General features: G+C 73.1%; 21 protein-coding genes and 1 other RNA gene. 12 read left to right on the top strand and 10 right to left on the bottom strand.

What is annotated here, in order from left to right; translation table 11 throughout:
• Positions 1–102 precede the first annotated feature (102 nt).
• Complete coding sequence (locus tag RF640_RS09625; protein ID WP_017833656.1) at positions 103–1,326, top strand: glycerol dehydrogenase; 1,224 nt, start codon at positions 103–105, stop codon at positions 1,324–1,326.
• Positions 1,327–1,405: 79 nt separating this feature from the next.
• On the opposite strand, the gene RF640_RS09620 is transcribed toward RF640_RS09625, so the two are convergent.
• A complete protein-coding gene (locus RF640_RS09620) occupies positions 1,406–2,566 on the bottom strand; it encodes a glucose-1-phosphate adenylyltransferase family protein (RefSeq protein WP_109268042.1) in 1,161 nt (386 codons plus the stop codon).
• An 88-nt stretch (positions 2,567–2,654) separates the two neighbouring features.
• Between RF640_RS09620 and prfB the strand changes: the two genes are divergently transcribed.
• Positions 2,655–3,776: a peptide chain release factor 2 gene (prfB, locus tag RF640_RS09615; protein ID WP_017833658.1), complete on the top strand. Its 1,122-nt coding sequence runs from the start codon at positions 2,655–2,657 to the stop codon at positions 3,774–3,776.
• Positions 3,777–3,853: 77 nt separating this feature from the next.
• On the opposite strand, the gene RF640_RS09610 is transcribed toward prfB, so the two are convergent.
• The gene (locus RF640_RS09610) at positions 3,854–5,089 is read right to left on the bottom strand and encodes a polysaccharide pyruvyl transferase family protein (RefSeq protein WP_368827613.1); all 1,236 of its coding nucleotides are present in this window, start codon (positions 5,087–5,089) and stop codon (positions 3,854–3,856) included.
• 177 nt (positions 5,090–5,266) lie between these two features.
• On the opposite strand from RF640_RS09610, the gene smpB reads away from it, so the two are divergent.
• The 3 genes from smpB (at position 5,267) to RF640_RS09595 (ending at position 7,185) form a co-directional block, all read left to right on the top strand.
• Positions 5,267–5,743: an SsrA-binding protein SmpB gene (smpB, locus tag RF640_RS09605; RefSeq protein WP_017833660.1), complete on the top strand. Its 477-nt coding sequence runs from the start codon at positions 5,267–5,269 to the stop codon at positions 5,741–5,743.
• Between the two features lie 87 nt (positions 5,744–5,830).
• Positions 5,831–6,225, top strand: a transfer-messenger RNA (tmRNA) gene (ssrA, locus tag RF640_RS09600).
• Positions 6,226–6,387: 162 nt separating this feature from the next.
• On the top strand, positions 6,388–7,185 hold the full coding sequence (locus tag RF640_RS09595; RefSeq protein ID WP_052132952.1) for a DUF4190 domain-containing protein: 798 nt from the start codon (positions 6,388–6,390) through the stop codon (positions 7,183–7,185).
• A gap of 71 nt (positions 7,186–7,256) precedes the next feature.
• Here RF640_RS09595 and hisN read toward each other — a convergent pair whose 3' ends face one another.
• From hisN to RF640_RS09575, 4 genes are all read right to left on the bottom strand, one after another.
• A complete protein-coding gene (gene hisN, locus RF640_RS09590; protein ID WP_017833662.1) occupies positions 7,257–8,054 on the bottom strand; it encodes a histidinol-phosphatase in 798 nt (265 codons plus the stop codon).
• Positions 8,055–8,127: 73 nt separating this feature from the next.
• Positions 8,128–9,237: a ribosome small subunit-dependent GTPase A gene (locus RF640_RS09585; protein ID WP_368827609.1), complete on the bottom strand. Its 1,110-nt coding sequence runs from the start codon at positions 9,235–9,237 to the stop codon at positions 8,128–8,130.
• Positions 9,227–10,609 (bottom strand): 3-phosphoshikimate 1-carboxyvinyltransferase, encoded by a 1,383-nt coding sequence (aroA, locus tag RF640_RS09580; RefSeq protein WP_368827607.1) that lies wholly within the window; start codon positions 10,607–10,609, stop codon positions 9,227–9,229. The genes RF640_RS09585 and aroA overlap by 11 nt, the downstream gene beginning before the upstream one ends.
• A gap of 17 nt (positions 10,610–10,626) precedes the next feature.
• A complete protein-coding gene (locus RF640_RS09575) occupies positions 10,627–11,166 on the bottom strand; it encodes a DoxX family membrane protein (protein ID WP_368827605.1) in 540 nt (179 codons plus the stop codon).
• Positions 11,167–11,475: 309 nt separating this feature from the next.
• Between RF640_RS09575 and RF640_RS09570 the strand changes: the two genes are divergently transcribed.
• Together RF640_RS09570 and rsrA are read left to right on the top strand one after the other, a co-directional pair.
• Positions 11,476–12,144: a sigma-70 family RNA polymerase sigma factor gene (locus RF640_RS09570; RefSeq protein WP_035927301.1), complete on the top strand. Its 669-nt coding sequence runs from the start codon at positions 11,476–11,478 to the stop codon at positions 12,142–12,144.
• A gap of 2 nt (positions 12,145–12,146) precedes the next feature.
• The gene (gene rsrA, locus RF640_RS09565) at positions 12,147–12,413 is read left to right on the top strand and encodes a mycothiol system anti-sigma-R factor (RefSeq protein ID WP_017833667.1); all 267 of its coding nucleotides are present in this window, start codon (positions 12,147–12,149) and stop codon (positions 12,411–12,413) included.
• Between the two features lie 325 nt (positions 12,414–12,738).
• Here rsrA and RF640_RS09560 read toward each other — a convergent pair whose 3' ends face one another.
• Together RF640_RS09560 and RF640_RS09555 are read right to left on the bottom strand one after the other, a co-directional pair.
• Complete coding sequence (locus RF640_RS09560) at positions 12,739–13,338, bottom strand: GDSL-type esterase/lipase family protein (RefSeq protein ID WP_031283102.1); 600 nt, start codon at positions 13,336–13,338, stop codon at positions 12,739–12,741.
• Positions 13,339–13,471: 133 nt separating this feature from the next.
• Positions 13,472–17,317 (bottom strand): multifunctional oxoglutarate decarboxylase/oxoglutarate dehydrogenase thiamine pyrophosphate-binding subunit/dihydrolipoyllysine-residue succinyltransferase subunit, encoded by a 3,846-nt coding sequence (locus tag RF640_RS09555; RefSeq protein ID WP_368827602.1) that lies wholly within the window; start codon positions 17,315–17,317, stop codon positions 13,472–13,474.
• A gap of 271 nt (positions 17,318–17,588) precedes the next feature.
• On the opposite strand from RF640_RS09555, the gene RF640_RS09550 reads away from it, so the two are divergent.
• From RF640_RS09550 to RF640_RS09540, 3 genes are all read left to right on the top strand, one after another.
• Complete coding sequence (locus tag RF640_RS09550; protein ID WP_017833670.1) at positions 17,589–19,046, top strand: GuaB1 family IMP dehydrogenase-related protein; 1,458 nt, start codon at positions 17,589–17,591, stop codon at positions 19,044–19,046.
• A 194-nt stretch (positions 19,047–19,240) separates the two neighbouring features.
• Positions 19,241–20,602 (top strand): hemolysin family protein, encoded by a 1,362-nt coding sequence (locus RF640_RS09545; protein WP_017833671.1) that lies wholly within the window; start codon positions 19,241–19,243, stop codon positions 20,600–20,602.
• Positions 20,599–21,681: a hemolysin family protein gene (locus RF640_RS09540; RefSeq protein ID WP_035927290.1), complete on the top strand. Its 1,083-nt coding sequence runs from the start codon at positions 20,599–20,601 to the stop codon at positions 21,679–21,681. Before RF640_RS09545 ends, RF640_RS09540 begins: the two co-directional genes overlap by 4 nt.
• 73 nt (positions 21,682–21,754) lie before the next feature.
• On the opposite strand, the gene RF640_RS09535 is transcribed toward RF640_RS09540, so the two are convergent.
• Positions 21,755–22,711 carry a diacylglycerol kinase family protein gene (locus RF640_RS09535; RefSeq protein ID WP_126346251.1) on the bottom strand — a complete coding sequence of 319 codons (957 nt, stop codon included), beginning with the start codon at positions 22,709–22,711 and terminating at the stop codon, positions 21,755–21,757.
• On the bottom strand, positions 22,704–23,135 hold the full coding sequence (locus RF640_RS09530; protein ID WP_017834399.1) for a Fur family transcriptional regulator: 432 nt from the start codon (positions 23,133–23,135) through the stop codon (positions 22,704–22,706). The genes RF640_RS09535 and RF640_RS09530 overlap by 8 nt, the downstream gene beginning before the upstream one ends.
• A gap of 113 nt (positions 23,136–23,248) precedes the next feature.
• Here RF640_RS09530 and RF640_RS09525 point away from each other — a divergent pair, with 113 nt between their 5' ends.
• Positions 23,249–23,911, top strand: coding sequence for an MBL fold metallo-hydrolase (locus RF640_RS09525; protein ID WP_176337605.1), 663 nt, complete (start codon positions 23,249–23,251; stop codon positions 23,909–23,911).
• A gap of 57 nt (positions 23,912–23,968) precedes the next feature.
• The gene (locus RF640_RS09520) at positions 23,969–24,397 is read left to right on the top strand and encodes an HIT family protein (RefSeq protein WP_017834401.1); all 429 of its coding nucleotides are present in this window, start codon (positions 23,969–23,971) and stop codon (positions 24,395–24,397) included.
• Positions 24,398–24,402: the final 5 nt, after the last annotated feature.

Raw genomic sequence — 24,402 nt, 5'->3', positions numbered from 1 at the left:
ACCGGGGCGCGGCCCGGCCCGGACGGCGGGAGGCGACGGCGACGCGTCCCCGGTTTCTCAGCCGGCGAGAACGTCCCTGGTGCCGGCCGCGGGGACGTTCCTATGCTGGCGGGCACCCGGGAGATCATCCCGGACGGCGGGGGGAACGACCTGCCGGCCCCGTCGTCGAAGGAGAAGGCCATGGACGCTCCCGTCCGCTCCGTCATCAGCCCAGGACGCTACGTCCAGGGACCGGGCGCCATCGCCTGCCTGGGAGAGTATCTCGCCGCCGTCGGGCAGACACCCCTGGTGGTGGCCGACGACGTCGTCTGGGGGTTCGTGGGCCACGACGTGGAGGCGTCCCTGGCGCGGGCCGGCATGGCGACCACGCGCGAGGCCTTCAACGGCATCCCCTCGGCCGGGGAGATCGACCGGCTCACGGCGGTCATCCGCGCGGCGGGGGCCGACGTGGCCGTGGCCGTGGGCGGCGGCAGCACCATCGACGCGGTCAAGGCCTCGGGGTTCCTCGCCGGGATCCGGTGGGTCAGCGTCCCCACCGTCGCCTCCACCGACGCGCCGACCTCGGCGCTGGCGGTCGTCTACACCGACGAGGGCGTCTTCGAGGAGTACCGGTTCTTCCCCCGCAACCCCGACCTCGTCCTCGTCGACTCCCAGCTGGTGGCCAACGCGCCGGCGACCTTCCTGGCGGCGGGCGTCGGCGACGCCCTGGCCACCTGGCTGGAGGCCAGGGCCACCGCCGCCTCGGGGTCGCTGACCATGGCCGGGGGCACGGCCACCCTCACGGGCACCGCCCTGGCCCGGCTGAGCTGGGACGTCCTGTGGGACAACGCCCTCGTGGCGATGGACGCCGCCCGGGACCACGTCGTGACCCCGGCACTGGAGAAGGTCATCGAGGCCAACACCCTGCTCTCCGGGCTCGGCTTCGAGTCCGGCGGACTGGCGGCGGCCCACGCCGTCCACAACGGACTGACCGCGGCGCCGCAGACCCACGGCCTGGCCCACGGGCAGAAGGTCAACATCGGCTCCATCACCCAGCTCGTGCTGGAGGGCGCCCCGAGCTCGGAAATCGTGGACTTCATCGAGTTCACCACCCGGGTCGGGCTCCCGACCACCCTCACGGAGATCGGGCTGCGCGCGGAGGACACCGAGGAGATCCGGGCCGTGGCGCGGGCCGCCACCGTGGAGAGCGAGACCATCCACAGCATGCCCTTCACCGTGCGGGCGGACGACGTCGCCGCGGCGCTGACCTCCATCGAGCGCCTCGGCCGGCGGGTGCGTGCCCGCGCCGGGCTGCCCGAGCCGCAGCCCTACCGCCACGCCCACTAGCGTCCCGCCCGGACACGATCCGTCCGGGCGGTCCCGTCCCGGGCGGGTCCCGCCCAGGCGGGACCGGTCCGCGGAGGGCTCAGTGACCGCGGGGCAGGACCGCCCCGCGGTCGAACTCCTCGGTGGCCGCCACGGCGCCCGTGCCGTCGATCAGGGTCACGGCGCCCGCGGCGCCGTGCGCACCCGCGGAGATGTCGGCTCCCGTGTCGGCGAGGACGTTCTCGAGGGTCACCCCGGCTCCCACCCGGACGCCGTCCAGCAGCACCGAGCTGCGCACCGTGGCGCCCTCCTCGACGACGACGCCGGGGCCGAGCACCGAGTGCTCCACGGCGCCGCGCACCATCGCGCCCGCGGCGACCATCGACCCGCGCAGCTCGGCGCTGCCGGCGATCCGGGCGGGCACCCGCTGCGGCTGGGCCGAGAGGATCGGCCAGCCGGGGTCGTCCAGGGCCACGCCGTCGCCGTCGAGCATCTGCATGTGGGCGGTCCAGTAGGACTGCAGGGTGCCCAGGTCCATCCAGTACCCGTCCAGGCGGTGCTCCACCACCCTGCGGTGCGCCACGAACCACGGGACCAGGTCGTTGCCGTAGTCCTCGAGCCCGCCCTCCTGCTCGTGCACGAGGTCCAGGGCCTCCAGCAGCTTCTCCGCGTCGTAGAGGAACATCTCGGCCGCGACCAGCCGCCCCCGGGGCTCGTCCGGCTTGTAGTCGAAGCCGGTGACGCGGCCGCCGTCGTCGGCCTGCACCACGCCGTAGCGGGAGGGGTCCTCGTCGACGAGCGTGGTGACCACGGTCAGGTCGGCGCCCCGCTCGAGGTGGGTGTCGATCACGTCGAGGAAGTTCAGCGTGTACAGGTGGTCGGCGCTGAGCACCAGGACCAGGTCCGGGGCGAAGTCGCGGATCAGGTCCTTCTGCCGGTAGAGCGAGTCCGCGTTGCCCTCGGCGAAGCCCTCGCCCTCGGTGCCCTGGTACGGGGGCAGGACCTGGAGCCCGCCGTGGGTGCGGTCGAGGTCCCAGGGGCGCCCGTTGGCCAGGTGCTGGTTGAGGCTGTGCGGAAGGAACTGCTCGACGACCCACACGTCCGAGAGGTGGGAGTGCACGAGGTTGGACAGGGCGACGTCGATGAGCCGGTAGGTGCCCGCCACGGGCAGGGCGGGCTTGACCTTCTTCTCGGTCAGGGCGCCGAGCCGGGAGCCCTTCCCGCCGGCGAGGACCAGGGCCAGCGTGCGAGGGATGCGCATCGTGCTTCCTTCCTCTCGGCACCATCCTGCCAGAGGGGCGCCGGGCCGGGCCGGGGCGATTTGCCCCCATGGGATAATCTTGGCTTCCATGGCCTCCCTTGACTTCCCGGCAGAGATCTCCGCCCTCCGTTCCACGTTCGCGTCCATCGAGGCCGTGAGCGACGTCGACGCCATCAAGCGGGACATTGCCGAGCTCTCGCAGCAGGCGACCGCCCCGGACCTGTGGGACGACCAGGCCGCGGCGCAGAAGATCACCTCCAAGCTCTCCCACAAGCAGTCCGACCTCGAGCGGCTCGAGAAGCTCGGCGGCCGCATCGACGACATCGAGGTCATGGTGCAGCTGGCCGCCGAGGAGGACGACGCGGAGACCCTGGAGCTCGCCGTGGAGGAGCTCGCCGCGGTCAAGAAGGCGCTCTCCCGGCTGGAGGTCCAGACCCTGCTCTCGGGCGAGTACGACGAGCGCGAGGCCGTGGTGACCATCCGCTCCGGCGCCGGCGGCGTGGACGCCGCCGACTTCGCCGAGATGCTCATGCGCATGTACCTGCGCTGGGCGGAGCGCCACGGCTACCCGACCACCGTCCTGGACACCTCCTACGCGGAGGAGGCGGGCCTGAAGTCCGCGACCTTCGAGGTCAAGGCCCCCTACGCCTTCGGCACCCTGTCCGTCGAGGCCGGCACCCACCGGCTCGTCCGCATCTCCCCCTTCGACAACCAGGGGCGGCGCCAGACCTCGTTCGCGGCGGTGGAGGTCATCCCGCTCATCGAGCAGGACGACTCGATCGAGATCCCCGAGTCCGAGATCAAGGTGGACGTCTTCCGCTCCTCGGGCCCCGGCGGGCAGTCCGTGAACACCACGGACTCCGCCGTGCGGATGACCCACATCCCCACGGGCATCGTCGTGTCCATGCAGAACGAGAAGTCCCAGATCCAGAACCGCGCCGCCGCGCTGCGCGTGCTCCAGTCGCGGCTGCTCCTGCAGCGCCAGGAGGAGGAGAGCGCCAAGAAGAAGGAGCTGGCCGGGGACGTCAAGGCGTCCTGGGGCGACCAGATGCGCTCCTACGTCCTGAACCCGTACCAGATGGTCAAGGACCTGCGGACCAACCACGAGGAGGGCAACCCCTCCGCGATCTTCGACGGCGCGATCGACGGCTTCGTCGACGCCGGGATCCGCTGGCGCGCCGACCAGCGCCACGCCCCGGCCGACGCCTGAGCTCCCGCGGGACCCCTGACCGGGCCCCGGCCGGTCCCGCGACCGGCCGGGGCCCGGTGCCCTGGGAGGGCGGGCGCTCAGCGGCGCAGGAAGCGCGCCACCGTCCGTCCCGGCCGGGTGCGGGGCTCCGTCCCGGCGGGGTCGTCCTCGGGGGCCGCTGCCGCCGGGTACAGCTCCTCCGCCTCCCGCAGCTTGGTGCGGTGCAGCCGCGCGGCCGTGGCGGGGAAGGCGTGCGACCGGGCGGGCGCGTACGGCTCCGTGCCGCCGGTGGGCGTGACGGACCACCCCGTGCCGGCCTCGAGCAGCGACTGGTGCTTGACGCGGTAGTAGTCGGGGCTGACCTCCAGCGCGGTGCCCTCCGCGCCGCACGCGGCGGCGAGCAGGTGGAAGTGGAACCGCGAGGTGATCCACGTCTGACCCGGCCGGGCCGGGAAGCCCTCCTGCCAGAGCCGCGTGAACGGCACGAAGTTCTCCTCGGGGACGAGGTCGGCGAGCCGGTCGAAGGCCGCGCGGTCCGCGCCGGGGATCGCCTCGAGGTAGCGCACGGTCCGGCCCGCCAGTGCCGGACCCGTCAGCGCGGCCCGCACGGCGGCGACGGCGCCGTCGAGGATCCCGGGCTCGGTCATGTCGCTCTGCAGGCACACCCACACGTCGCCGTCGTCCGTCCCCTCGGCGGGCGCGCCGGTGAAGCCCGCGAGGCCGGGCAGGCCGAGGAAGGCGTCGTCGGGGGCGCGGTCGGCGCGGGCGAGCTGGGCGCTGGGCGCGTCACGGACCGTGGCGTGGTCGAAGGCGCCGAGCGCGGCGCGCAGGCCCTCGGCGTCGGTGGCGGGGGCCAGGCCCAGGCCGGTGGCGGCCAGCCGCGCCCCGGAGACCTGGCGCAGCCGCAGCGCCGCCCGGAGCAGGCGCGCGTGGTGCGGCCAGATGGAGTTCAGGTACCCGCCCCCGAGGAAGTGCACGGAACTCGCGCGCCGGGCGCCGAGCAGGCCGAGGTCGTAGCGCGGGGACCCCAGGTGCGTCACCACCCGGTCCACGTGGGCGTCCGCCGCGGCCGGGTCCATGCCGGTCGTCTCGAAGGCGAGCCGCCACAGGGTGTCGGTGGTCCGCAGACCCGGGTGCAGTCCGTCGAACAGGTGGGACGCCAGCCCCGGGTGGGGGCAGTCGAGCCACACCTCGGCGCCGGGCCGGGCGCGGGCGAGGAAGCGCAGCCACGAGGCGGCGATGAACTCGTCGCCGAAGTTCGGGTGACCGCTCGTGCCGACGAGGTACAGGACGTCCGCAGCGGGCGGGCGCTCGGTGGGGACTGGCTCCAGCATCCGCCCAGCCTACCGGGTGCGGCGGGGTGACCTGGGGCGACGCTCCTGGGCGGGGCGCCGCCGGGTCCGGGTGCCGGCCGTGGTCCCGCGCGAGGGCCGTGGCGTAGGATGGAGGATCTGCCGCGTGCCCCGGTGCGCGGCACGTTCCCGTCCGCACCGTCCCCAGGGAGGAGGCCCATGGCCAAGAAGGACACTGGTCGCCAGGTCGTCGCCAACAACAAAAAGGCCCGGCACGACTACCACATCCTCGACACCTACGAGGCGGGTCTCGCGCTCATGGGCACCGAGGTGAAGTCCCTGCGCATGGGGCGCGCCTCGCTCGTGGACGGGTTCTGCCAGTTCACCGACGGCGAGCTGTGGCTCGAGGGCGTCCACATCCCCGAGTACCTGCAGGGGTCGTGGACCAATCACTCCGCCCGCCGCCGCCGCAAGCTGCTCCTGCACCGCAGCGAGATGGACAAGATCCAGCAGAAGACGCGGGAGTCCGGCTTCACGATCGTGCCGCTGTCCCTCTACTTCGTGGACGGGAAGAAGGCCAAGGTCGAGATCGCCGTGGCCAAGGGCAAGCGGGAGTACGACAAGCGCCAGACCCTGCGGGAGCAGCAGGACAACCGCGAGGCCCAGCGGGCCATGCGCTACAAGAACCTGGGCTGAGGGTCCGGGGCGAATGCTTGCGGTCGGCGGGTACCGCGCGGTAGAATGGTGTGTCCCGCTGCGGCGGGGTGCTTGACAACAAAATACGGGGATGATCGGTTTCGACGATGTGAGTTGAGACAGGGGAAGCGGGTCGAGGACGCAGAGTTATCTCGTAAACGCTCTCTGTAAAACAATAGTTGCCAATTCTCAGAGCAACGTCGCCAAGTCTCAGAACGCCTTCGCCCTCGCGGCGTAAGCGCAACCAGACTACTTAGGTGACTGTCAGCCCGGGTTCGCCTTCGACCCGGGGTCTGGCATCAATCAGGAGGCCACTGCTCCAGCCGTTCGTCGCGGGCGTCTGGAGAACACTTTCGCGACTGAGTCCGTCGGCCACGTGTCTGCACGAGGGCCGGGACTGAGAAAACGCCACGCAGACTGCACCCGGAGAAGCCCTGACAATGCTGCATCGGACGGGGGTTCAATTCCCCCCATCTCCACGAGATCCCTGACCGGGGAGCGCCGCGAGGCGCTCCCCGGTTTTTTCGTGCCCGGATCGTTCCGGGGGCAGGGTGGGCGCCGTGCCGCCGCCCGGGAAGGGGCACGTCTCGGCGGGCCGTGTGACAAGCTGGTGGCGTACCGCAGACGACCGAAAGGGCAACGCCATGAGCCACAACGACAACACGCCAGACCAGAGCGGCACCGGTGCCGGCGGGTCGTCGAGCTCCGGTCGCCACGACCCGCCCGAGTACGGTCAGCGCGTCGAGGGAGCGCCTTCGGGACCCTCCTACGAGCCGCCGCGCTCCGGCCAGGGCGGCGCCGGCGACCCGTACGCCACACCGCAGTACGGCCAGGGGCAGCAGGGCTACCAGAGCCAGTACGGCCAGGGCCAGTACGGCGGCCAGGGCTACCAGGGCCAGGACTCCTACGGCCAGGGGCAGCAGGGCTACCAGGACCAGTACCGCCAGGGCCAGTACGACCAGGGTCAGTACGGTGGCCAGGGTTACCAGGGCCAGGGCCAGTACGACCAGGGCCAGTACGGCGGCCCGGGCTACCAGGGGCAGCAGGGCTACCAGGGGCAGTACGACATGAACCAGTACGGCGCGAGCCCGCGGCCCGCCGGCACGGGGCTGGGCATCGCCTCCCTGGTGCTGGGCATCGTGGCGCTGCTGACGTGCTGGTTCGTGCTCGGCATCGTCCCGGGCCTCGTGGGCCTGGTACTGGGCATCGTGGCGCTGCGCAAGCTGGGCAGGACGCCCGGCGCGTCCAAGGCCCTGCCGATCATCGGCATCGTGCTCAGCGTCCTGGCGATCCTGGCGAGCATCCTCTTCCTGGTGCTCTTCGGGGCGCTGTTCGGGGAGTTCGGGCCGGCCATGGAGGCCTGCTCGCAGTTCTCCAATGACCAGGCGGCGTTCCAGCAGTGCATCGAGCGGGAGATGGGCTTCACCGGCCAGGACCTCTGACCCCGGCCGGAGACCGACGACGACGGGGGCCCGCACCGGCCGGTGCGGGCCCCCGTCGTCGCGCGGGCGGCTCAGGAGCCGGTCGCGAGCAGCCCCAGCACCTCGTCGTGCAGCAGGCCGTTGGTGGCCAGCGCGTTGCCGCCGAAGGGCCCGGGCTCGCCCTCGAGGGACGTGAACCGGCCGCCGGCCTCCTCGACCACGGGCACCAGCGCGGCCATGTCGTGCAGGCTGAGCTCGGGCTCGCAGGCGATGTCCACGGCGCCCTCGGCGAGGAGGCAGTAGGACCAGAAGTCGCCGTAGGCCCGGGTCCGCCAGACCTCGTCGGTGAGCTCCAGGAAGCGCTCGCGCACCCCGCGGTCCCGCCACCCCGTGAGCGAGGAGTAGGACAGCGAGGCGTCGGACAGCCGCCCCACCTGGGATACGTGGATCCGCTGGGCGTTGGCCAGGGACTTGCCGGTGAACGCGCCCGTGCCGGCCGCCGCCCACCAGCGGCGCCCGAGCGCCGGCGCGGAGACCACGCCGACCACCGGCCGGCCCTCGTCGACGAGGGCGATCAGGGTGGCCCACACCGGCACGCCGCGCACGAAGTTCTTGGTGCCGTCGATGGGGTCCACGACCCACTGCCGGGCGCCGCTGCCGGTGGCGCCGTACTCCTCGCCGATCACGGCGTCCCGGTTGCGCGCGCGCCCCAGCTGGGTGCGGATGAGCTGCTCGGCCTCGCGGTCGGCGTCCGTGACGGGGGTGAGGTCGGGCTTGGTCTCCACCGTGAGGTCCTGGGCCTTGAACCGGCGCATGGTCAGGCGGTCCACGGCGTCGGCCAGGATGTGGGCGAGGCGGAGGTCGTCGGTGTAGTTGCTGGGGCTGCGCATTGGTCCAACCTACCCCGAACCGCGGTCCCGGGCCTGGTCGGGCGGGGGTGCGAGGCACCCCCCGCCCGACGGCTCACTGGACGCCGAGCTCCTTGTCCTCGCCGGACTCCCCGGGGCGCTCCCCGGCCCCGAGCAGCCGGCGCAGGGAGACCAGCCGGGACTCGCCCGCCTCCCCGGCGCGGCCCTGCGCCACCCAGGCGTCCAGGGCGCAGCCGGGGGACGTCCCCGTGTGCCGGCAGCCCTTGGGGCACTCGGCGATCGCCTCGGCGAGCTCGTCGAAGGACTCCACGATCCGGTCGTGGTCCACGTGCGCCAGGCCGAACGAGCGGATGCCGGGGGTGTCGATGATCCAGGACCCGGGGGAGGCGTCCTCGATCTTCAGGGCGAGGGCCGACGACGACGTGTGCCGGCCCCGTCCGGTCACGGCGTTCACCCCGCCCGTGGCCCGGTCGGCGCCCGTAAGGGCGTTGACGAGGGTGGACTTGCCCACGCCGGAGTGGCCCAGCAGCACCGAGACGTGGCCGTCGAGACGCTCGCGCAGGGCCTCGACGAGCGCCGGGTCGAGGGGCAGCGTGGTCCCGTCGTCGTCGGCCGGGACGTCGCGGGCGGGTCCCGAGACGAGCACGGGCAGCTCGAGCGCCGTGTAGTGGGAGATCAGCTCGGCGGGGTCCCGCAGGTCGGTCTTGGTGATGCACAGCAGCGGTTCGATGCCGGCGTCGTAGGCGGCCACGAGGGAGCGGTCGATGAACCCGGTGCGGGGCTCGGGGTTGGCGGCGGCAACGACGACCACGAGCTGGTCGGCGTTGGCCACCACGACCCGCTCGACCGGGTCGGTGTCGTCCGCGCTGCGGCGCAGGACGGTGGAGCGCTCCTCGATCCGCACGAGGCGGGCCAGGCTGTCCGGGGCGCCGCTGACGTCGCCGACGAGACCCACGAGGTCGCCCGCGACCACGGGCCGGCGGCGCAGCTCCCGGGCGCGCACGGCCACGACCAGCCGCTCCCCGGGGGTGTCCTCCTCGAGGATCGCGGTGTAGCGGCCGCGGTCCACGGTGACGATGCGGCCGGTGACGGCGTCCTCGTGCGCCGGCCGCTCTTTGGTGCGCGGGCGGGAGCCGGTCTTGCTGGGACGGACGCGCACGTCCGACTCGTCCCAGTCGCGCCGGACGGAGTCCCTACGCGTCACGGCTCGTGCCCGTGAGCTCTGCCCACAGCCGGGGGAACTCGGGAAGGGTCTTGGCGGTGGTCGCGATGTTCTCGACCCGGACGTCCGGGACCACGAGGCCGATCACGGCGCCGGCGGTGGCCATCCGGTGGTCCTCGTAGCTGTGGAACGTCCCGCCGTGCAGGGGGGCCGGCCGGATCAGCAGCCCGTCCGCGGTCTCCTCGGCGTCGCCGCCGAGCCGGTTGATCTCCGTGACGAGCGCGGCGAGCCGGTCGGTCTCGTGGCCGCGCAGGTGGGCGATGCCGCGCAGCCGCGAGGGCGTGCCGGCGACCGCGCACACGCTCGCGACGGTGGGCGCGAGCTCCCCGGCCTCGCCGAGATCGAGGTCGACCCCGGTCACCGCGTCCGGTCCCGTGACGGTGAAGGTCCCGTCCGTGAGCTCCACCGCCGCGCCGAAGGCCGGGAGGATGTGCTTCCAGTGGTCGCCGCCCTGGGTGGTGCGGTCGGGCCAGCGGGGCACCGAGACCCGTCCGCCGGTCACCACGGCCGCGGCCAGGAAGGGGCCGGCATTGGAGAGGTCCTGCTCGATGGTCACGTCGAAGGCCCGCACCGGCCCGGGGGAGACCCGCCACTCGTCGGGCACGGAGTCGTCCACGGAGACGCCGAGGCCGCGCAGCACCTCGACGGTCATCTCGACGTGCGGCATGGACGGCACACCGCGCCCCGAGCCGTCGGCGCTGCGGTGGCGCAGCACGAGCCCGTCGTCGAACCGGGCACCCGCGAGCAGCAGGGCCGAGACGAACTGGCTCGAGCCGGTGGCGTCGATCTCCAGCTCCCCGCCGCGCACGCCGCCGGTGCCGTGCACGGTGAAGGGCAGCCGGCCCCGGCCGTCGTCCTCGACCCGCAGGCCGAGCGCGCGCAGGGCGTCGATCACCGGTCCCATGGGGCGCACCCGGGCGCCCGGGTCGCCGTCGAAGGTGACGGGACGCCGTGCGAGGGTGGCGACCGGCGGCACGAAGCGCATCACGGTCCCGGCCAGCCCGCACTCGACCGTGACCGGTTCGGCGGCGTCCCAGGGGGCGGGCTCGACGAGCAGGTCGGGGCCGAAGCCGCCGTCCCCGGGCACTTCCTCGACGCGGGCCCCGAGGGCCCGCAGGGCCTCGACCATCAGCCGCGAGTCGCGGGAGTGCAGGGGCGAGCGCAGCCGGCACGGACCGTCCGCCAGGGCGGCGAGCAGCATGTACCGGTTGGTGAGGGACTTCGAGCCCGGCACCGTCAGCTCGGCGACGACGGGACGGGGCCCGACGAACGGAGCCGGCCACAGCTCGTGCTGCGGGGCCGGCTCCGCGGCGTCGGGACGGGCTGCGGGGGCGGAGGACTCCGGCGGCATCACGACAGGGGGACCGGGGCCTAGCCCTGCTTGACGGCGTGCTGGAGGGCCTTCTCGGCCTTGGCCACCTGCTTCTGGGTGTCCTTGCCCAGCTTGGAGGCGTTCTTGCGGACGTCCCCGGCGAGGTGCTCGGCACGCCACAGCAGGGACGGGTTGCCCTCGGTGTCCACGGCGGCGAGCATGACGGCGCCCACCAGGGAGGAGTTCTTGAAGGCGGTGGAGCGGCGGGCGGCCTTCTGCTCCGGGGTGCTCGCCTCCGCGGCGCGGTAGTCGGCGTAGGCGTTGAGCGCGGTGGTGGTGACGAGCACGCCGGCCGAGAGGCGGGGCAGCTTGCCCAGCCCGAAGAGCACGGCGGCGCCGAGCTGCGCCGCGGCCAGGCTCTGGGCCACCACGGCGTGGTTCTGCAGCGCGGGTCCGGCCTGGGGGAAGGCCTTCGTGGCGGCGGAGATCGCCGGGGCGAGGTGCTGGGCGGCCTGGGACGAGTTGCGGAAGCTCTCCACCCCGTTGGCGACGTAACCGGTGGCCAGCAGCGGGCGGGCGATGCGACGGACGATGCTCATGGGTTCCTCCTCGGCGGCAGACGGTACCGCGGGGCTGTGTCGGGCGGGTCTGGATCGGCGGACGGCGCCGCTCGTCCCATCCTAGCCACGGGGACCGCGCCCGGGGCGAGCACGGGCCGGGCGCGGTGGGAATAGGTGCGACGGTGACACCCGTTGTGCAGGACAGCGGCCGCCCCGTCCGGGGCAGGTCACCGGCACAGGTTTTCGGAGGGACCCGCACGGCGGGGGAGAGGAGCAGTCATCACCGCCCCCACGAGCGTTCTCGAGCCCGCCCCGGCCCGCGCGCGCGTCCCCGTAGACTGGTCCGTGATGAACGAGCAGAACCAGCAGGGGGCCGCCCCCCAGCGCACCGAGCCGCCCGTCGACGTCGAGACCGAGTCCCCCGAGGACCGGAAGGCGCGCTTCGAGCAGGACGCCATGGAGTACGTGGACCAGCTCTACGCCGCCGCCCTGCGCATGGCTCGCAACCCGGCCGACGCCGAGGACCTCGTGCAGGAGGCCTACACGAAGGCGTTCTCCGCGTTCCACCAGTACAAGCCCGGCACGAACCTCAAGGCGTGGCTGTACCGCATCCTCACGAACACGTACATCAACCTCTACCGCAAGCGGCAGCGCGAGCCGCTGCAGGCGAACACCGACACCGTCGAGGACTGGCAGCTGCACCGCGCCGAGTCCCACACGTCCTCGGGGCTGCGCTCCGCGGAGGTGGAGGCGCTGGACCACCTGCCGGACAGCGACGTCAAGCGCGCCCTGCAGGAGCTGCCCGAGGAGTTCCGGCTGGCGGTGTACTTCTCCGACGTGGAGGGCTTCGCCTACAAGGAGATCTCCGAGATCATGGACACGCCGATCGGGACGGTGATGTCCCGCCTGCACCGCGGGCGGAAGCTGCTGCGCGAGAAGCTCGCCGACTACGCCGCCGAGCGCGGCTTCGACACGTCCAGGGTGACCGGCGACAAGAAGAAGGAAAAGGACAAGTAGACATGGCCGACTGCGAGAGCCTCGGATGCTGCACGGACGAGAGGATCCGCCTGATCTACGAGTACCTCGACGGGGTGCTCCCGGCGGACGACCTCGACGAGATCCACGGCCACCTCCTCGAGTGCCCGGAGTGCGCCCGCGAGTACGACCTGGAGTGCGTGATCCGCTCCGTGGTCCGGCGGTCCTGCGCGGAGACCGCGCCCGCCGACCTGCGGGTCTCGATCCTCGCCCGGCTGCACGGCGCGCGCCAGGACCCGCCCGCCGCCTGAGCGCGGCGCCCCGGCTCCCGCACGGCAGGACCTCCGGGCACACGGAAGGGCCCCGGACCGCGTCAGCGGTCCGGGGCCCTTCCGTCACGGCGTCGCCGGGGTCCGGGAAGGACCTCAGGCGTTGGGGCGCTTGCCGTGGTTGGCGCCGCCCTTGCGGCGGTCCTTGCGCTTGCGTCCGCGCTTGCTCATGCGAGCCTCCTGTCTGTCCGCGGTCGCCCGCGGCGGATCGTGGGTGTCGGCGTCCGTTCCCGCGTGGTCTGGTGATGTCAGCGGCGGCCGGACGAGGCACTGCCCGCCATTCTCTCACACGCGGGACGGGCGGGGCTCACCGGGGCTCGGGCAGGTCCAGCCAGTCGTACCAGCCGCGGTGCAGCACGAGCCACGCCATCAGCCCGTAGCCGGCCTGGCCGGGGTGTCCGTGGTTGGCCGCGAGGTCCTTGCGCCACTGCTCGTGGTGCTGCAGCGGGTTGAACGTGTCCACGTAGACGTGGTTGCGCCGGGTCGTGACGTCCGCGTAGGCGGCCGAGAGGTCCGCGATCCGGCGGTTGCGCTCGGCGTCCATCGTGGGCGGGGGGCCGACCACGAGGACCCGCACGTTGTGCTGGGAGGCGGTGTCGATGATGTTGGCCATGTTCAGCCGGGAGCGCGCGCTCGTGATGGACAGGTCGATGTCCAGGGTGGAGGGCGCGATGACCAGGCGGTTGTCGTGGCCGGGGGAGAAGCGGCGGGCCGCCTCCTCGAACCAGCGCTCGTTGAGCGACTCGCTGCCCTCGCCGGGCGCCGCCAGGTTGTAGGCGGACACGGGGGCCACGTGGTGCGGGGTCCGGGCCATGACCCGCCCGAACCAGCCGAGGCCCCGGGGGTCGCCCTCGCCGGCCAGCAGCTCGTCACCGACTGCGACAATTCTGATCCTTCGTTGCTCCACGTCGTTCTTTCTGGTCGGGGGTGCGGGATGTCGGGGGGACGAGCGGCGCCGGCCCGTGGGCACGGGCCGGCGCCGGACTCGCTGGGGACGTGCGGGAGGGCAGGGGCACGGGCCCCGCCCTCCCGGGACGGGCTCAGTCGCGCTCGAAGGCCGTCTGCACCAGGGTCTCGAGCTCGGCCGCGTGGCGCTTGGCCGAGCCGTTGGCCGGGGACGCGGACGCGGGGCGGGAGGCGAGCCGGACCGGCCGGTCGAGCTGCGGCAGGAGGTTGACCGCCATGAACGGCCAGGCGCCCTGGTTGGCGGGCTCGTCCTGCGCCCACGTGAGGCGGGCCTCGGGGTACTTGCCGAGCTCCTCCCGGATCTCCGCGAGGGGCAGCGGGTACAGCTGCTCCACGCGCACGATCGCCGTCCTCCGGTCCTTGCGCTCCTCGCGGGCCGCGGCGAGGTCGTAGTAGAGCCGGCCGGAGACCAGCACCACGTCGGTGACCTCGGCGGCCTCGAGCCCCGCCTGGTCGCCGATCACCGGGCGGAACGCGCCGGAGGTGAACTCCTCGATCGGGGAGGCCGCCGCCTTGAGGCGCAGCAGCTGCTTCGGCGTGGCCACCACCAGCGGCTTGCGCGGGCGGCTGTAGGCCTGCCGGCGCAGCAGGTGGAAGTGGTTCGACGGCGTCGAGGGGTTGGCCACGACCATGTTCTTCTCGGCGCACAGCGTCAGGAAGCGCTCGATCCGGGCCGAGGAGTGGTCCGGGCCCTGCCCCTCGAAGCCGTGCGGCAGGAGCATGACCAGCGACGAGCGCTGGCCCCACTTCTGCTCCGCGGAGGAGACGAACTCGTCCAGGATGATCTGGGCGCCGTTGACGAAGTCGCCGAACTGCGCCTCCCACACGGTCAGGGCGTCCGGGCGCTCCACGGAGTAGCCGTACTCGAAGCCCAGCACGCCGTACTCGGACAGCAGCGAGTTGTAGATCGCCAGCTGAGCCTGGTTCCCGGAGAGGTGGTTGAGCGGGGTCCACTCCGCGCCGGTGCCGGAGTCGTAGAACACGGCGTGGCGCTGAGTGAACGTGCCGCGCCGGACGTCCTGGCCGCTCATCCGGACCGGGATGCCCTCCATCATGAGGGAGCCGAAGGCCATGAGCTCGCCCATGCCCCAGTCCACGCCGCCCTCGCGGGTCATCGCCTCGCGGCGCTCGAGGAGCTTGCGCAGCTTCTTGTGCACGGCGAAGTCCTCGGGGACCTCCACGTGCACCGCGCCGATCCGCTGGGCGGCCTCGGTCGAGATGGCCGTGGTGCGGGGGATCGAGACCCCGGAGTCCGCCTGCTGGGCGGAGGGCCGCTCGATGTTCGAGATCGCGGCGGAGTCCCCGGTGACCAGCGGGATGGAGGACGTCTGCGCCTCGTGCGTCTCGGCGAAGACCCGCTCCAGGCGCTCCTGGTAGTCCTTCAGCGCCCGGTCGGCCTCCTCCTGGGTGATGTCGCCGCGGCCCACGAGGTTCTCGGTGTAGATCTTGCGGGTCGAGCGCTTCTCCTCGATGAGGTTGTACATCAGCGGCTGGGTCATCGAGGGGTCGTCGCCCTCGTTGTGGCCGCGGCGCCGGTAGCACACGAGGTCGATGATGACGTCCTTGTGGAACGTCTGCCGGTACGCGAACGCCATCTGGCCCACGTGCGTGACGGCCTCGGGGTCGTCGGCGTTGACGTGGAAGATCGGCGCCTGGAGTCCCTTGGCGATGTCCGTCGCGTAGGTGGTGGACCGGGCCGCGGCGGGCGCGGTGGTGAAGCCCACCTGGTTGTTCACGACCACGTGGACGGTGCCGCCCACGGTGTAGCCGGGCAGCAGCGCCATCTGCAGGACCTCGGCCACCACGCCCTGGCCCGCGAAGGCCGCGTCGCCGTGCACCTGGATCGGCAGCACCGGGAACGTCCCGTCGCCCTCGGGCCCGGCGCCCAGGACGTCCGTCTTGGCCCGGGCGATGCCCTCGATGACCGGGTCGGCGGCCTCGAGGTGGGACGGGTTCGCGGCGAGGTAGACCTGGGTCTCGTTGCCGTTGTCGGAGGTGAAGGAGCCCTCCGTGCCGAGGTGGTACTTCACGTCGCCGGAGCCCTCGGTGGTGCGCGGGTCCTGGCTGCCCTCGAACTCGCGGAAGACCTGGGCGTAGGACTTGCCGGCGATGTTGGTGAGCACGTTGAGCCGGCCGCGGTGGGCCATGGCGATGCCGACGCCCGCGAGCCCGGAGTCGGCGGCGTCGGAGATGATCTCGTCCAGCAGCGGGATCAGGGACTCGCCGCCCTCGAGGGAGAAGCGCTTCTGGCCCACGTACTTGGTCTGCAGGAACGTCTCGAACGCCTCGGCGGCGTTGAGCCGGCCCAGGATGCGGAACTGCTCCTCGCGGCTGGGCTTCTGGTAGCCGTGCTCGAGCTGGTCCTGGAACCACTCGCGCTCCTCCGGCTCCTGCAGGTGCATGTACTCCACGCCGAGGGTGCGGCAGTAGGCGTCCCGCAGCCGGCCCAGGATGGTGCGCAGGCTGAGCACGTCCGCGCCGCCGAAGCCGCCGGTGGGCCACTCGCGCTCCAGGTCCCACAGGGACAGCCCGTAGGTGCGGATGTCGAGGTCCGGGTGCTTGCGCATCACGTACTCGAGCGGGTTGGTGTCGGCCATGAGGTGGCCGCGGACCCGGTACGCGTGGATGAGCTGCTGGATCCGGGCGACCTTGTTGACCTGGATCTCCGGGTTGACCTGGTTGTCCACGGCCCAGCGCACGGGCTCGTAGGGGATCCGCAGGGCCTCGAAGATCTCGTCGTAGAAGTCGTCCCCGCCCAGCAGGTAGGACTCGATGAGGCGCAGGAACTCGCCGGAGCCCGCGCCCTGGATGACGCGGTGGTCGTAGGTCGAGGTCAGGGTGATGATCTTCGAGACCGCGTGCCGCGCGATGGTCTTGGGGGAGGAGCCCCGGTACTCGGCGGGGTGGTCGAGCGCGCCCACGCCGACGATGCACGCCTGGCCCTTGGACAGCCGCGGCACGGAGTGCACGGTGCCGATGCCGCCCGGGTTGGTCAGGGACACCGTGGTGCCCTGGTAGTCCTCCATGGTCAGCTCGTTGGCGCGCGCGCGGCGGACGACGTCCTCGTACGCGTTCCAGAACTGCATGAAGGACATGGCCTCGGCGCCCTTGATGTTCGGCACCACGAGGTTGCGGGAGCCGTCCTTGTTCGGGATGTCGATGGCGATGCCGAAGTTGACGTGGGCGGGGTGCACCGCCACGGGCTTGCCGTCCTGCTCGTCGTAGACGACGTTCTGGGAGGGGTAGTTGGCCAGCGCCTTGATCACGGCGTAGCCGATCAGGTGCGTGAAGGACACCTTGCCGCCGCGGTTGCGGGAGAGGTGGCTGTTGATCACGATCCGGTTGTCGATCAGCAGCTTCGCCGGGACGGCGCGGACCGTGGTGGCGGTGGGGACGGTGAGGGACGCGTCCATGTTGGCGGCCACGGCCTTCGCCGGCCCGCGCAGCTTGACGACCTTGTCCTCGGCCGGCGCGTCGTGGTTGGGGGCCGTGGCGCGGGCGCGGGCGGGCTGGGCCGGGATGGGCCTCTTGGCGTCGGAGGCCTCGGTCTCACCCTGGTCGGTCTCGGGCCGGCCCTCGGCCTTGGCACCGGACCTGGTGGGCGCGGGCGCCGTGGCGGGCTTCGCGGCCGGGGCGGGGGAGGTGCGGGCGGCGGTGCGCTGGGCGGCGGGCGGCTGGGGGGCGGCGGCGGCCTTGGGCTGCGCGGGGGCGGCTGCCGGGGCCGCCTTCGGCGCCGGGGCCTTCGCGGCGCCCGACGGCTCCGGGGCGGTGCTGCTGTCCGCGCTCATCGACTCGAAGATCGGCCACCACTTCTCGTCCACCGAGTTCTTGTCCGTCCGGTACTTCTCGAACAGTTCGTCGACGAGCCACTCGTTACCTGCGAATTCTTCAGGGATGGGGTGCTGTGGCTGATGTGGCACGGGGAATACGCCTCTTCCATGGTTGATCGCGTGGAGGCCGTCTGCCCGGTCTCCACAGTGTCGGTCCCGGCAGCGTCCGGACCCGCCGCCGGTGTTCCTCGCCGGCCGTCTCCCGTGACAGCCGGCGGCGTCCGCCTCCGGAACCTGCCGGACGGTCGTCGACCGGGCGCGGCCGTACCTCCGGCGAGTCTAGTGATCCGCGCGGCGGCATGGCTAGTCCGCGCCCCCGGCCCCGGGGCGCGTGTCGCGGGCCCCGGCTAGACTGGCGCGCGTGCGATTTCTCAACACCCCCACGTCCGACCTGACCTACAGCGACGTCTTCCTCGTCCCCTCGAGCTCCCGGGTCACCTCCCGGTTCGACGTCGACCTCACCCCGCGCGACGGCACGGGCGCCACCGTGCCGCTGGTGGCCGCGAACATGACCGCCGTGACCGGGCGCCGGATGGTCGAGACGCTGGCCCGCCGCGGCGGTCTGGGCATCCTGCCGCAGGACATCCCGCTGGACGTCATCGCGGACGTCACGTCCTGGGTCAAGGAGCGCTCGCCGCGCTTCGAGACCCCCGTGGTCCTCGGGGACGAGGACACCGTCCACGACGCCCTGGGCATCATGCACAAGCGGCCCCACGGCGCCGTGGTGGTGTGCGGTCCGGGGCGGGCCTACCGCGGGGTGGTGCTCGCGGCCGACTGCGCCGAGGTGGACCGCTTCACCCAGCTCGGCTCGATCATGCGCACCGACGCCCCGGTGTTCACCCTGGCGGAGGTCCGGGCCGGGTCCGGCGACGACGTCCTCGCCGCCGCCTACGACCGGCTCGCGCAGACCCGCGCCCACGTGGCGCCGGTGCTCGACGGCGACACGGTGGTGGGCGTGCTGACCCGCAAGGGCACGGTCCGCTCCACGATCTACACCCCCGCCCTGGACGGCGCGGGCCGGCTCCGGGTGGGCGCCGCCGTGGGCATCAACGGGGACGTCCGGGGCAAGGCCCGGGCGCTGCTCGACGCCGGCGTGGACGTGCTCGTGGTGGACACCGCCCACGGCCACCAGCGCAAGATGGTGGAGGCCCTCGAGCTGGTCCGCGCGGCGGCCCCCGACGTGCCCGTCGTGGCGGGCAACGTGGTCACCGCCGACGGCGTCCAGGACCTCGTCGACGCCGGCGCGGACATCGTGAAGGTCGGCGTGGGCCCCGGTGCGATGTGCACCACCCGGATGATGACCGCCGTGGGCCGGCCCCAGTTCTCCGCCGTGCTCGAGTGCGCCGAGGCCGCCGCCGGGCTGGGCCGGCACGTCTGGGCGGACGGCGGCGTGAAGCACCCCCGGGACGTCGCCCTCGCCCTGGCGGCGGGGGCCAGCCAGGTCATGGTGGGCTCCTGGTTCGCCGGCACCCACGAGGGCCCGGGCGAGCTGAACGTGGACGCCGACGGCCGCATGTACAAGGAGAGCTTCGGCATGGCCTCGACCCGCGCCGTGCGCGAGCGCACCCGCGGCGAGGGCGCCTTCGCCCGCGCCCGCAAGGGGCTCTTCGAGGAGGGCATCTCCAGCTCCAAGATGTACCTCGACCCCGAGCGCCCCGGCGTGGAGGACCTCGTGGACCAGATCACCGCGGGCGTGCGCAGCTCCATGACCTACGCGGGCGCCACGACCCTCGAGCAGTTCGCGGCCCGGGCCGTGGTCGGCATCCAGTCCGCGTCCGGCTACGAGGAGGGCAGGGCGCGCCCCGTCAGCTGGTCCTGAACCGGCGCCGGAGGGCTCCCGCTCCGGTACCCTGGAGCTCTCATGGACTCGTTCAGTAGTTGCCGGCCCGGCCGCGGCGCCCCCCGCCGCGGCCCCCGAGCCGGCTCGCCCACCGTCCCCCGCTCCGCCCCCGGCCGCCCGGCCGCCGACCGCCCCGTCCCCGCCCGGCGGGCCGCCGCGGGAGGCCGCTCCTGATGGAATGGCTGCTCCTGGCGGCGGGCCTGCTCCTCATCCTCGGCACGGGCTTCTTCGTGGCCGTGGAGTTCTCCCTCGTGGCCCTCGACCAGACCACGGTGCGCCGGGCGATCGCCGAGGGCGACCGCGCGGCGGAACCGCTGCTGAAGTGCCTCAAGTCCCTGTCCACGCAGCTCTCCAGCTGCCAGCTGGGGATCACGCTGACCACCCTGCTCACCGGCTACACCCTGGACCTGGCGCTCCAGTCCTTCCTGCGGGAACCGATCGCCGAGCTCACCGGACTGTCCGTGGCGGCCGCCGGGGGAGCGACCCTGGCGCTGTCGATGCTCATCTCCACGCTGCTGTCCATGCTGCTGGGCGAGCTCGTGCCCAAGAACTGGGCCATCGCGGAGGCGTTCCGGGTGGGGCGGCTGGTCGCCCGTCCCCAGCTCGTGTTCACCGCGGTGTTCAAGCCGTTCGTCGTCACCCTCAACGGCGTGGCCAACCGGGTCCTGCACCTGTTCGGGATGGAGGCCAAGGAGGAGCTCTCGGGCGCGCGCTCACCGGAGGAGCTGTCCTCGATGGTCCGCCGCTCCGCGAAGATGGGCACCCTGGACGCCGGCACCGCCGCGTTCGTCGCGAAGACCCTCACCTTCGCCGAGCGCACGGCCGCGGACGTCATGACGCCCCGGATCCGCGTGCAGATGCTCGACTCCCACGAGTCCGTCGCGGACGTCGTGGCCGTCGCCTCCCGCACCGGGCACTCCCGGTTCCCCGTGATGGACGACTCCCCGGACGACGTCCGCGGGGTGGTCCACGTCAAGAAGGCCGTGGCCGTGCCGTCGGAGCGCCGCGCCGCCCTCGAGTGCGGGGCGATCATGGAGGACGTCCTGCGCGTGCCCGAGACCGTCCACCTCGACTCCCTGCTCGTGCAGCTGCGCTCCGGCGGGCTCCAGATGGCCGTCGTCGTCGACGAGTGGGGCGGCACCGCCGGCGTCGTGACCCTCGAGGACCTCGTGGAGGAGGTGGTCGGGGAGGTCTCCGACGAGCACGACCGGCTCAGCCTCGGCGCCCTGCAGTCCGCGGCGGGCGAGTGGTACTTCCCCGGGCTGATGCGCCCCGACGAGGTCTCCGAGCAGATCACCGAGCTCGACATCGAGGACGGTCCCGCCTACGAGACCATGGGCGGGTTCATGATGGACCGGCTCGGGCAGGTCCCGAAGCCCGGGGACGTGGTCCCCGTCCAGGGCGGCGTGCTCGAGGTCGCCCGGATGGAGGGGCGCCGCGTGGACCGCATCCGGTTCGTCCCCGCACCGGCCGAGCCCGAGGACGCCCCCGCAGGGGCCCGCGAGAGCGGCGCCCGAGAGGAGGACGCACGATGAGCGACTGGGCAGGCCTCGCGTGGCTCGTGGTGCTCCTGGCGGGCAACGCCTTCTTCGTGGGCGGCGAGTTCGCCGTCATGTCCGCGCGGCGCAGCCAGATCGAGCCGCTGGCCGAGGAGGGCAACAAGCGGGCCCGGACCGCGCTGTACGCGATGGAGCACGTGTCCCTCATGCTGGCCTGCTGCCAGCTGGGCATCACCGTGTGCTCGCTGCTGATCCTCAACATCTCCGAGCCGGCGCTGCACCACATCGTCTCCGGCCCGCTGGTCCACCTGGGCGTGCCGGCCGAGGTCGCCGACGTCAGCGGGTTCCTCACGGCCCTGCTCGTGGTCACCTTCCTGCACGTGGTGTTCGGCGAGATGGTGCCGAAGAACATGTCGGTGTCCGCCGCGGACCGCGCCGTGCTGCTGCTGGCGCCCCCGCTCGTGCTCGTCTCCCGCATGGTCAAGCCGGTGATCGCCACGCTGAACTGGACGGCGAACCACGTCCTGAAGCTCATGGGCATCGAGCCGAAGGACGAGGTGTCCTCGACCTTCACCCTGGACGAGCTCCAGTCCATCGTGGCGGAGTCCACGAAGGAGGGCACGGTGGCGGACCAGACGGGCCTGCTCTCCGGCGCGCTCGAGTTCTCGTCCAAGCGCACCGCCGACGTGATGGTGCCGCTGCACCAGCTCGTCACGCTGCCCGAGGACGCCTCCGCGGCGGACGTCGAGAAGGCGGTGGCCCGCACGGGCTTCTCCCGCTTCGCCCTCACGGAGGACGACGGCGAGCTCAACGGCTACCTGCACATCAAGGACGTGCTCTCGATCCCGGAGAGCCGCTACAACGAGCCGGTGCCGGTGACCCGGGTGCGCTCGCTGGCTAACCTGCGTCCCGGCATCGAGATCGACGACGCGCTGGCGGCGATGCAGCGCACGGGCTCGCACCTGGCGCGCGTGGTCGACGCCGGCGGGCAGACCCTGGGCGTGCTGTTCCTCGAGGACGTCATCGAGGAGCTGGTGGGCGAGATCCGGGACACCACCCAGGACCGGCGGCAGCGCCGCGGGGACCGGGTGGACACCTCGGAGCCGCCGCGCTGAACGGCCGGCGCCCGCCGCGGGGACTCCCGCGGCGGGCGGCGCCGGGCGCCCGGCGCCGCGACCGGGCCCCGGCTCAGGCCAGGACGCGGACCGCCGCGGGGAGCACGTCCACGCGCACGGGCAGCGGGCCGAGGCGCTCCCCGTCCGCGTAGACGGTGACGTCCGGGGCGTCCACGGCCACGGCGCGGACCCGTTCGATCCGCACGCTCTCCAGCGCCACGTGGCGGCCCGAGAACAGCCGGGGGAACAGGAGCAGGAACCGGGCCCGGCCCAGGGGCGCCACGGTGAACAGCTCCAGCAGCCCGTCGTCCGCCCGGGCGTCGGGCACGATCCGCAGGCCGCCCCCGATCGACGACGTGTTGGCGACGTTCAGCAGGACCCCGTCCCGGCGCTCCGTGCGGCGCCGGCCGCCGGCGTCCTCGATCTCGAGCCGGTAGTGGACGGTGCGCAGCCGCGCGATCTCCACCAGGACGGCCAGCAGGTAGCGGGAGGAGCCGGCCGGGCGCAGCCACCGGTTGGCCCGCTCGTTGACCACGGCGTCGAAGCCCGCGCACAGGGCGGTCGCGAAGCAGGACGTGCGGCCGTCCGCGAAGCGCACCCGGCCCACGTCGAGGCGGCGGTCCCGGGGGTCGTCGAGCCGGCGCAGGATCCGCCCGGCCGCGGCCACCGGGTCCCGGAGCGGCACGCGCAGGTGGCGGGCCAGGTCGTTGCCGGTCCCGCACGGCACCACGCCCAGCGGGACGTCGACGCCCTGCGCGGCGAGCTCCACGAGCACACCGAGGCCGGCCTGCACCATCCCGTCCCCGCCCACGACCACGAGCGCCCGGGTGGTGAGGGCGTGCGCCCGCAGCCGGTCGCGCACCAGCCCCACCAGGGTGCCGAGGTCCGCGGCGGAGAGCACCACGGCCTCGTCACCGCCGGTCCGCAGGAGCTCCGCGGCCCGGTGGGCGTCCTCGAGGGCCCGGCCGCGGCCGGCGCACGGGTTGACCGCCAGGACGAAGACGCCGCGGGACGGGCCCGGCTCAGCCATCGGCCCGCCGCGCCGCGCAGGCGGCGCACAGGCCGGTGATCTCGACCGTGTGGTCCACCTCGGTGAAGCCGTGGGCGGCGGCGGTGCGCCCGGCCCACTCCTCGACCGCGGGGGCCTCGAGCTCCACGGCGGCGCCGCAGCGGCGGCACACCAGGTGATGGTGGTGGTGCTCGGCGGCGCAGCGGCGGTAGATCGCCTCGCCGTCGTCGCTGCGCAGGACGTCCAGCTCGCCGAGCTCGGACATCGACTGCAGGATCCGGTAGGTCGTAGCCAGGGAGACGGAGTCGCCGCGCTCCCGCAGCAGGGCGTGCAGGTCCTGCGTGGAGATGAAGTCCTCCAAGGACGCGAGCGCCCGCGCGACGGCGCGGCGCTGCCGGGTGTTGCGGACCTCCCCGGCGCTCCCCCCGCTGGTTCTCACGCTCACGCCTCGTCCTCTCGTCGCTGGTGCCCGGGCCGGGCACCAGCTTAACAAGGACCGCGCGGAACGTGCCCCGCCGGCCGGTGGGACCCGGGAGGACCCGGGGTTAGGGTGGGCCCATGGAGCTCATCAAGTACACCCACTCGTGCGTGCGGCTCGAGAACGCGGGCAGGGTCCTGGTGATCGACCCGGGCAAGTTCTCCGGACGGGAGGAGCTGGCGGAGGCCCTCGACGGGGCCGACGTCCTGCTCGTCACGCACGAGCACCCGGACCACCTCGACCCCGAGCCGGTGCACGCGCACCTCCGGGCGCACCCGGAGGTGCAGGTGTACGCCCCGGCCCCGGTGGCCGCGGGGCTCCGGGAGGCCCTGGGGGAGGGCCACGCGATCCACGACGCCGAGCCCGAGACCGTGCTGGAGCTCGAGGGCTTCACCGTGCGGACGTTCGGCGGCCAGCACGCGCTGATCCACACGCTCATCCGCACCGTGGACAACATCGGCTACCTGGTCGAGGACACGGTCTACCACCCCGGCGACTCGCTGGTGGTCCCGCACGGGCTCTCCGCCCCCGTGCTGCTGGCGCCGATCCACGCGCCGTGGAACAAGCTGGCGGAGGTCGTCGACTTCGTGGTGTCCGTGCGCCCCGAGCGGGTCTTCCAGATCCACGACGGCCTGCTCTCCGACAACGGCCTCGGCGTGATCGAGGGCCAGCTCACCTCGTTCGCCGCCAAGTACGGGGCCGAGTACCGCCACCTCGCCGTCGGCGAGCGCGTCGCCCTGTAGCCGCGGGACCGCCCGGCCCGCCGACCGCACCCGACCCACCACCGAAAGGGAGCACCTGTGAGCACCGTCTTCACGAAGATCATCGAGGGGGAGATCCCCGGCCGTTTCGTCTGGCAGGACGAGCGCTGCGTCGGCTTCCTGTCGATCGACCCGCTCGCGCAGGGCCACACGCTCGTGGTCCCGCGCGAGGAGCACGACCACTGGGTCGACCTGCCGGAGGACCTGGCGGCGCACCTGATGGTGGTCTCTCAGCGCATCGGGCGGGCCATCGACGCCGTCTGGCGGCCGGCGCGGGTGGGCCAGATGATCCAGGGCTTCGAGGTCCCGCACACCCACGTGCACGTGTGGCCGGCGGAGACGGTCGAGCAGTTCCAGTTCGTCAACGTGCTCCGCGACCCGGACCCCGCCTGGATGGACGAGGCCGCGGAGCGGATCCGGGCCGCCCTCGTCGAGGCCGGGCACGGGTCCGCCGTGCCGCAGGCCTGACCGGC

The sequence above is a fragment of the Kocuria sp. CPCC 205231 genome, assembly GCF_040980965.1.
Taxonomy (GTDB): Bacteria; Actinomycetota; Actinomycetes; order Actinomycetales; family Micrococcaceae; genus Kocuria; species Kocuria rosea.
This window is presented reverse-complemented; position numbering and strand designations above follow the sequence as displayed.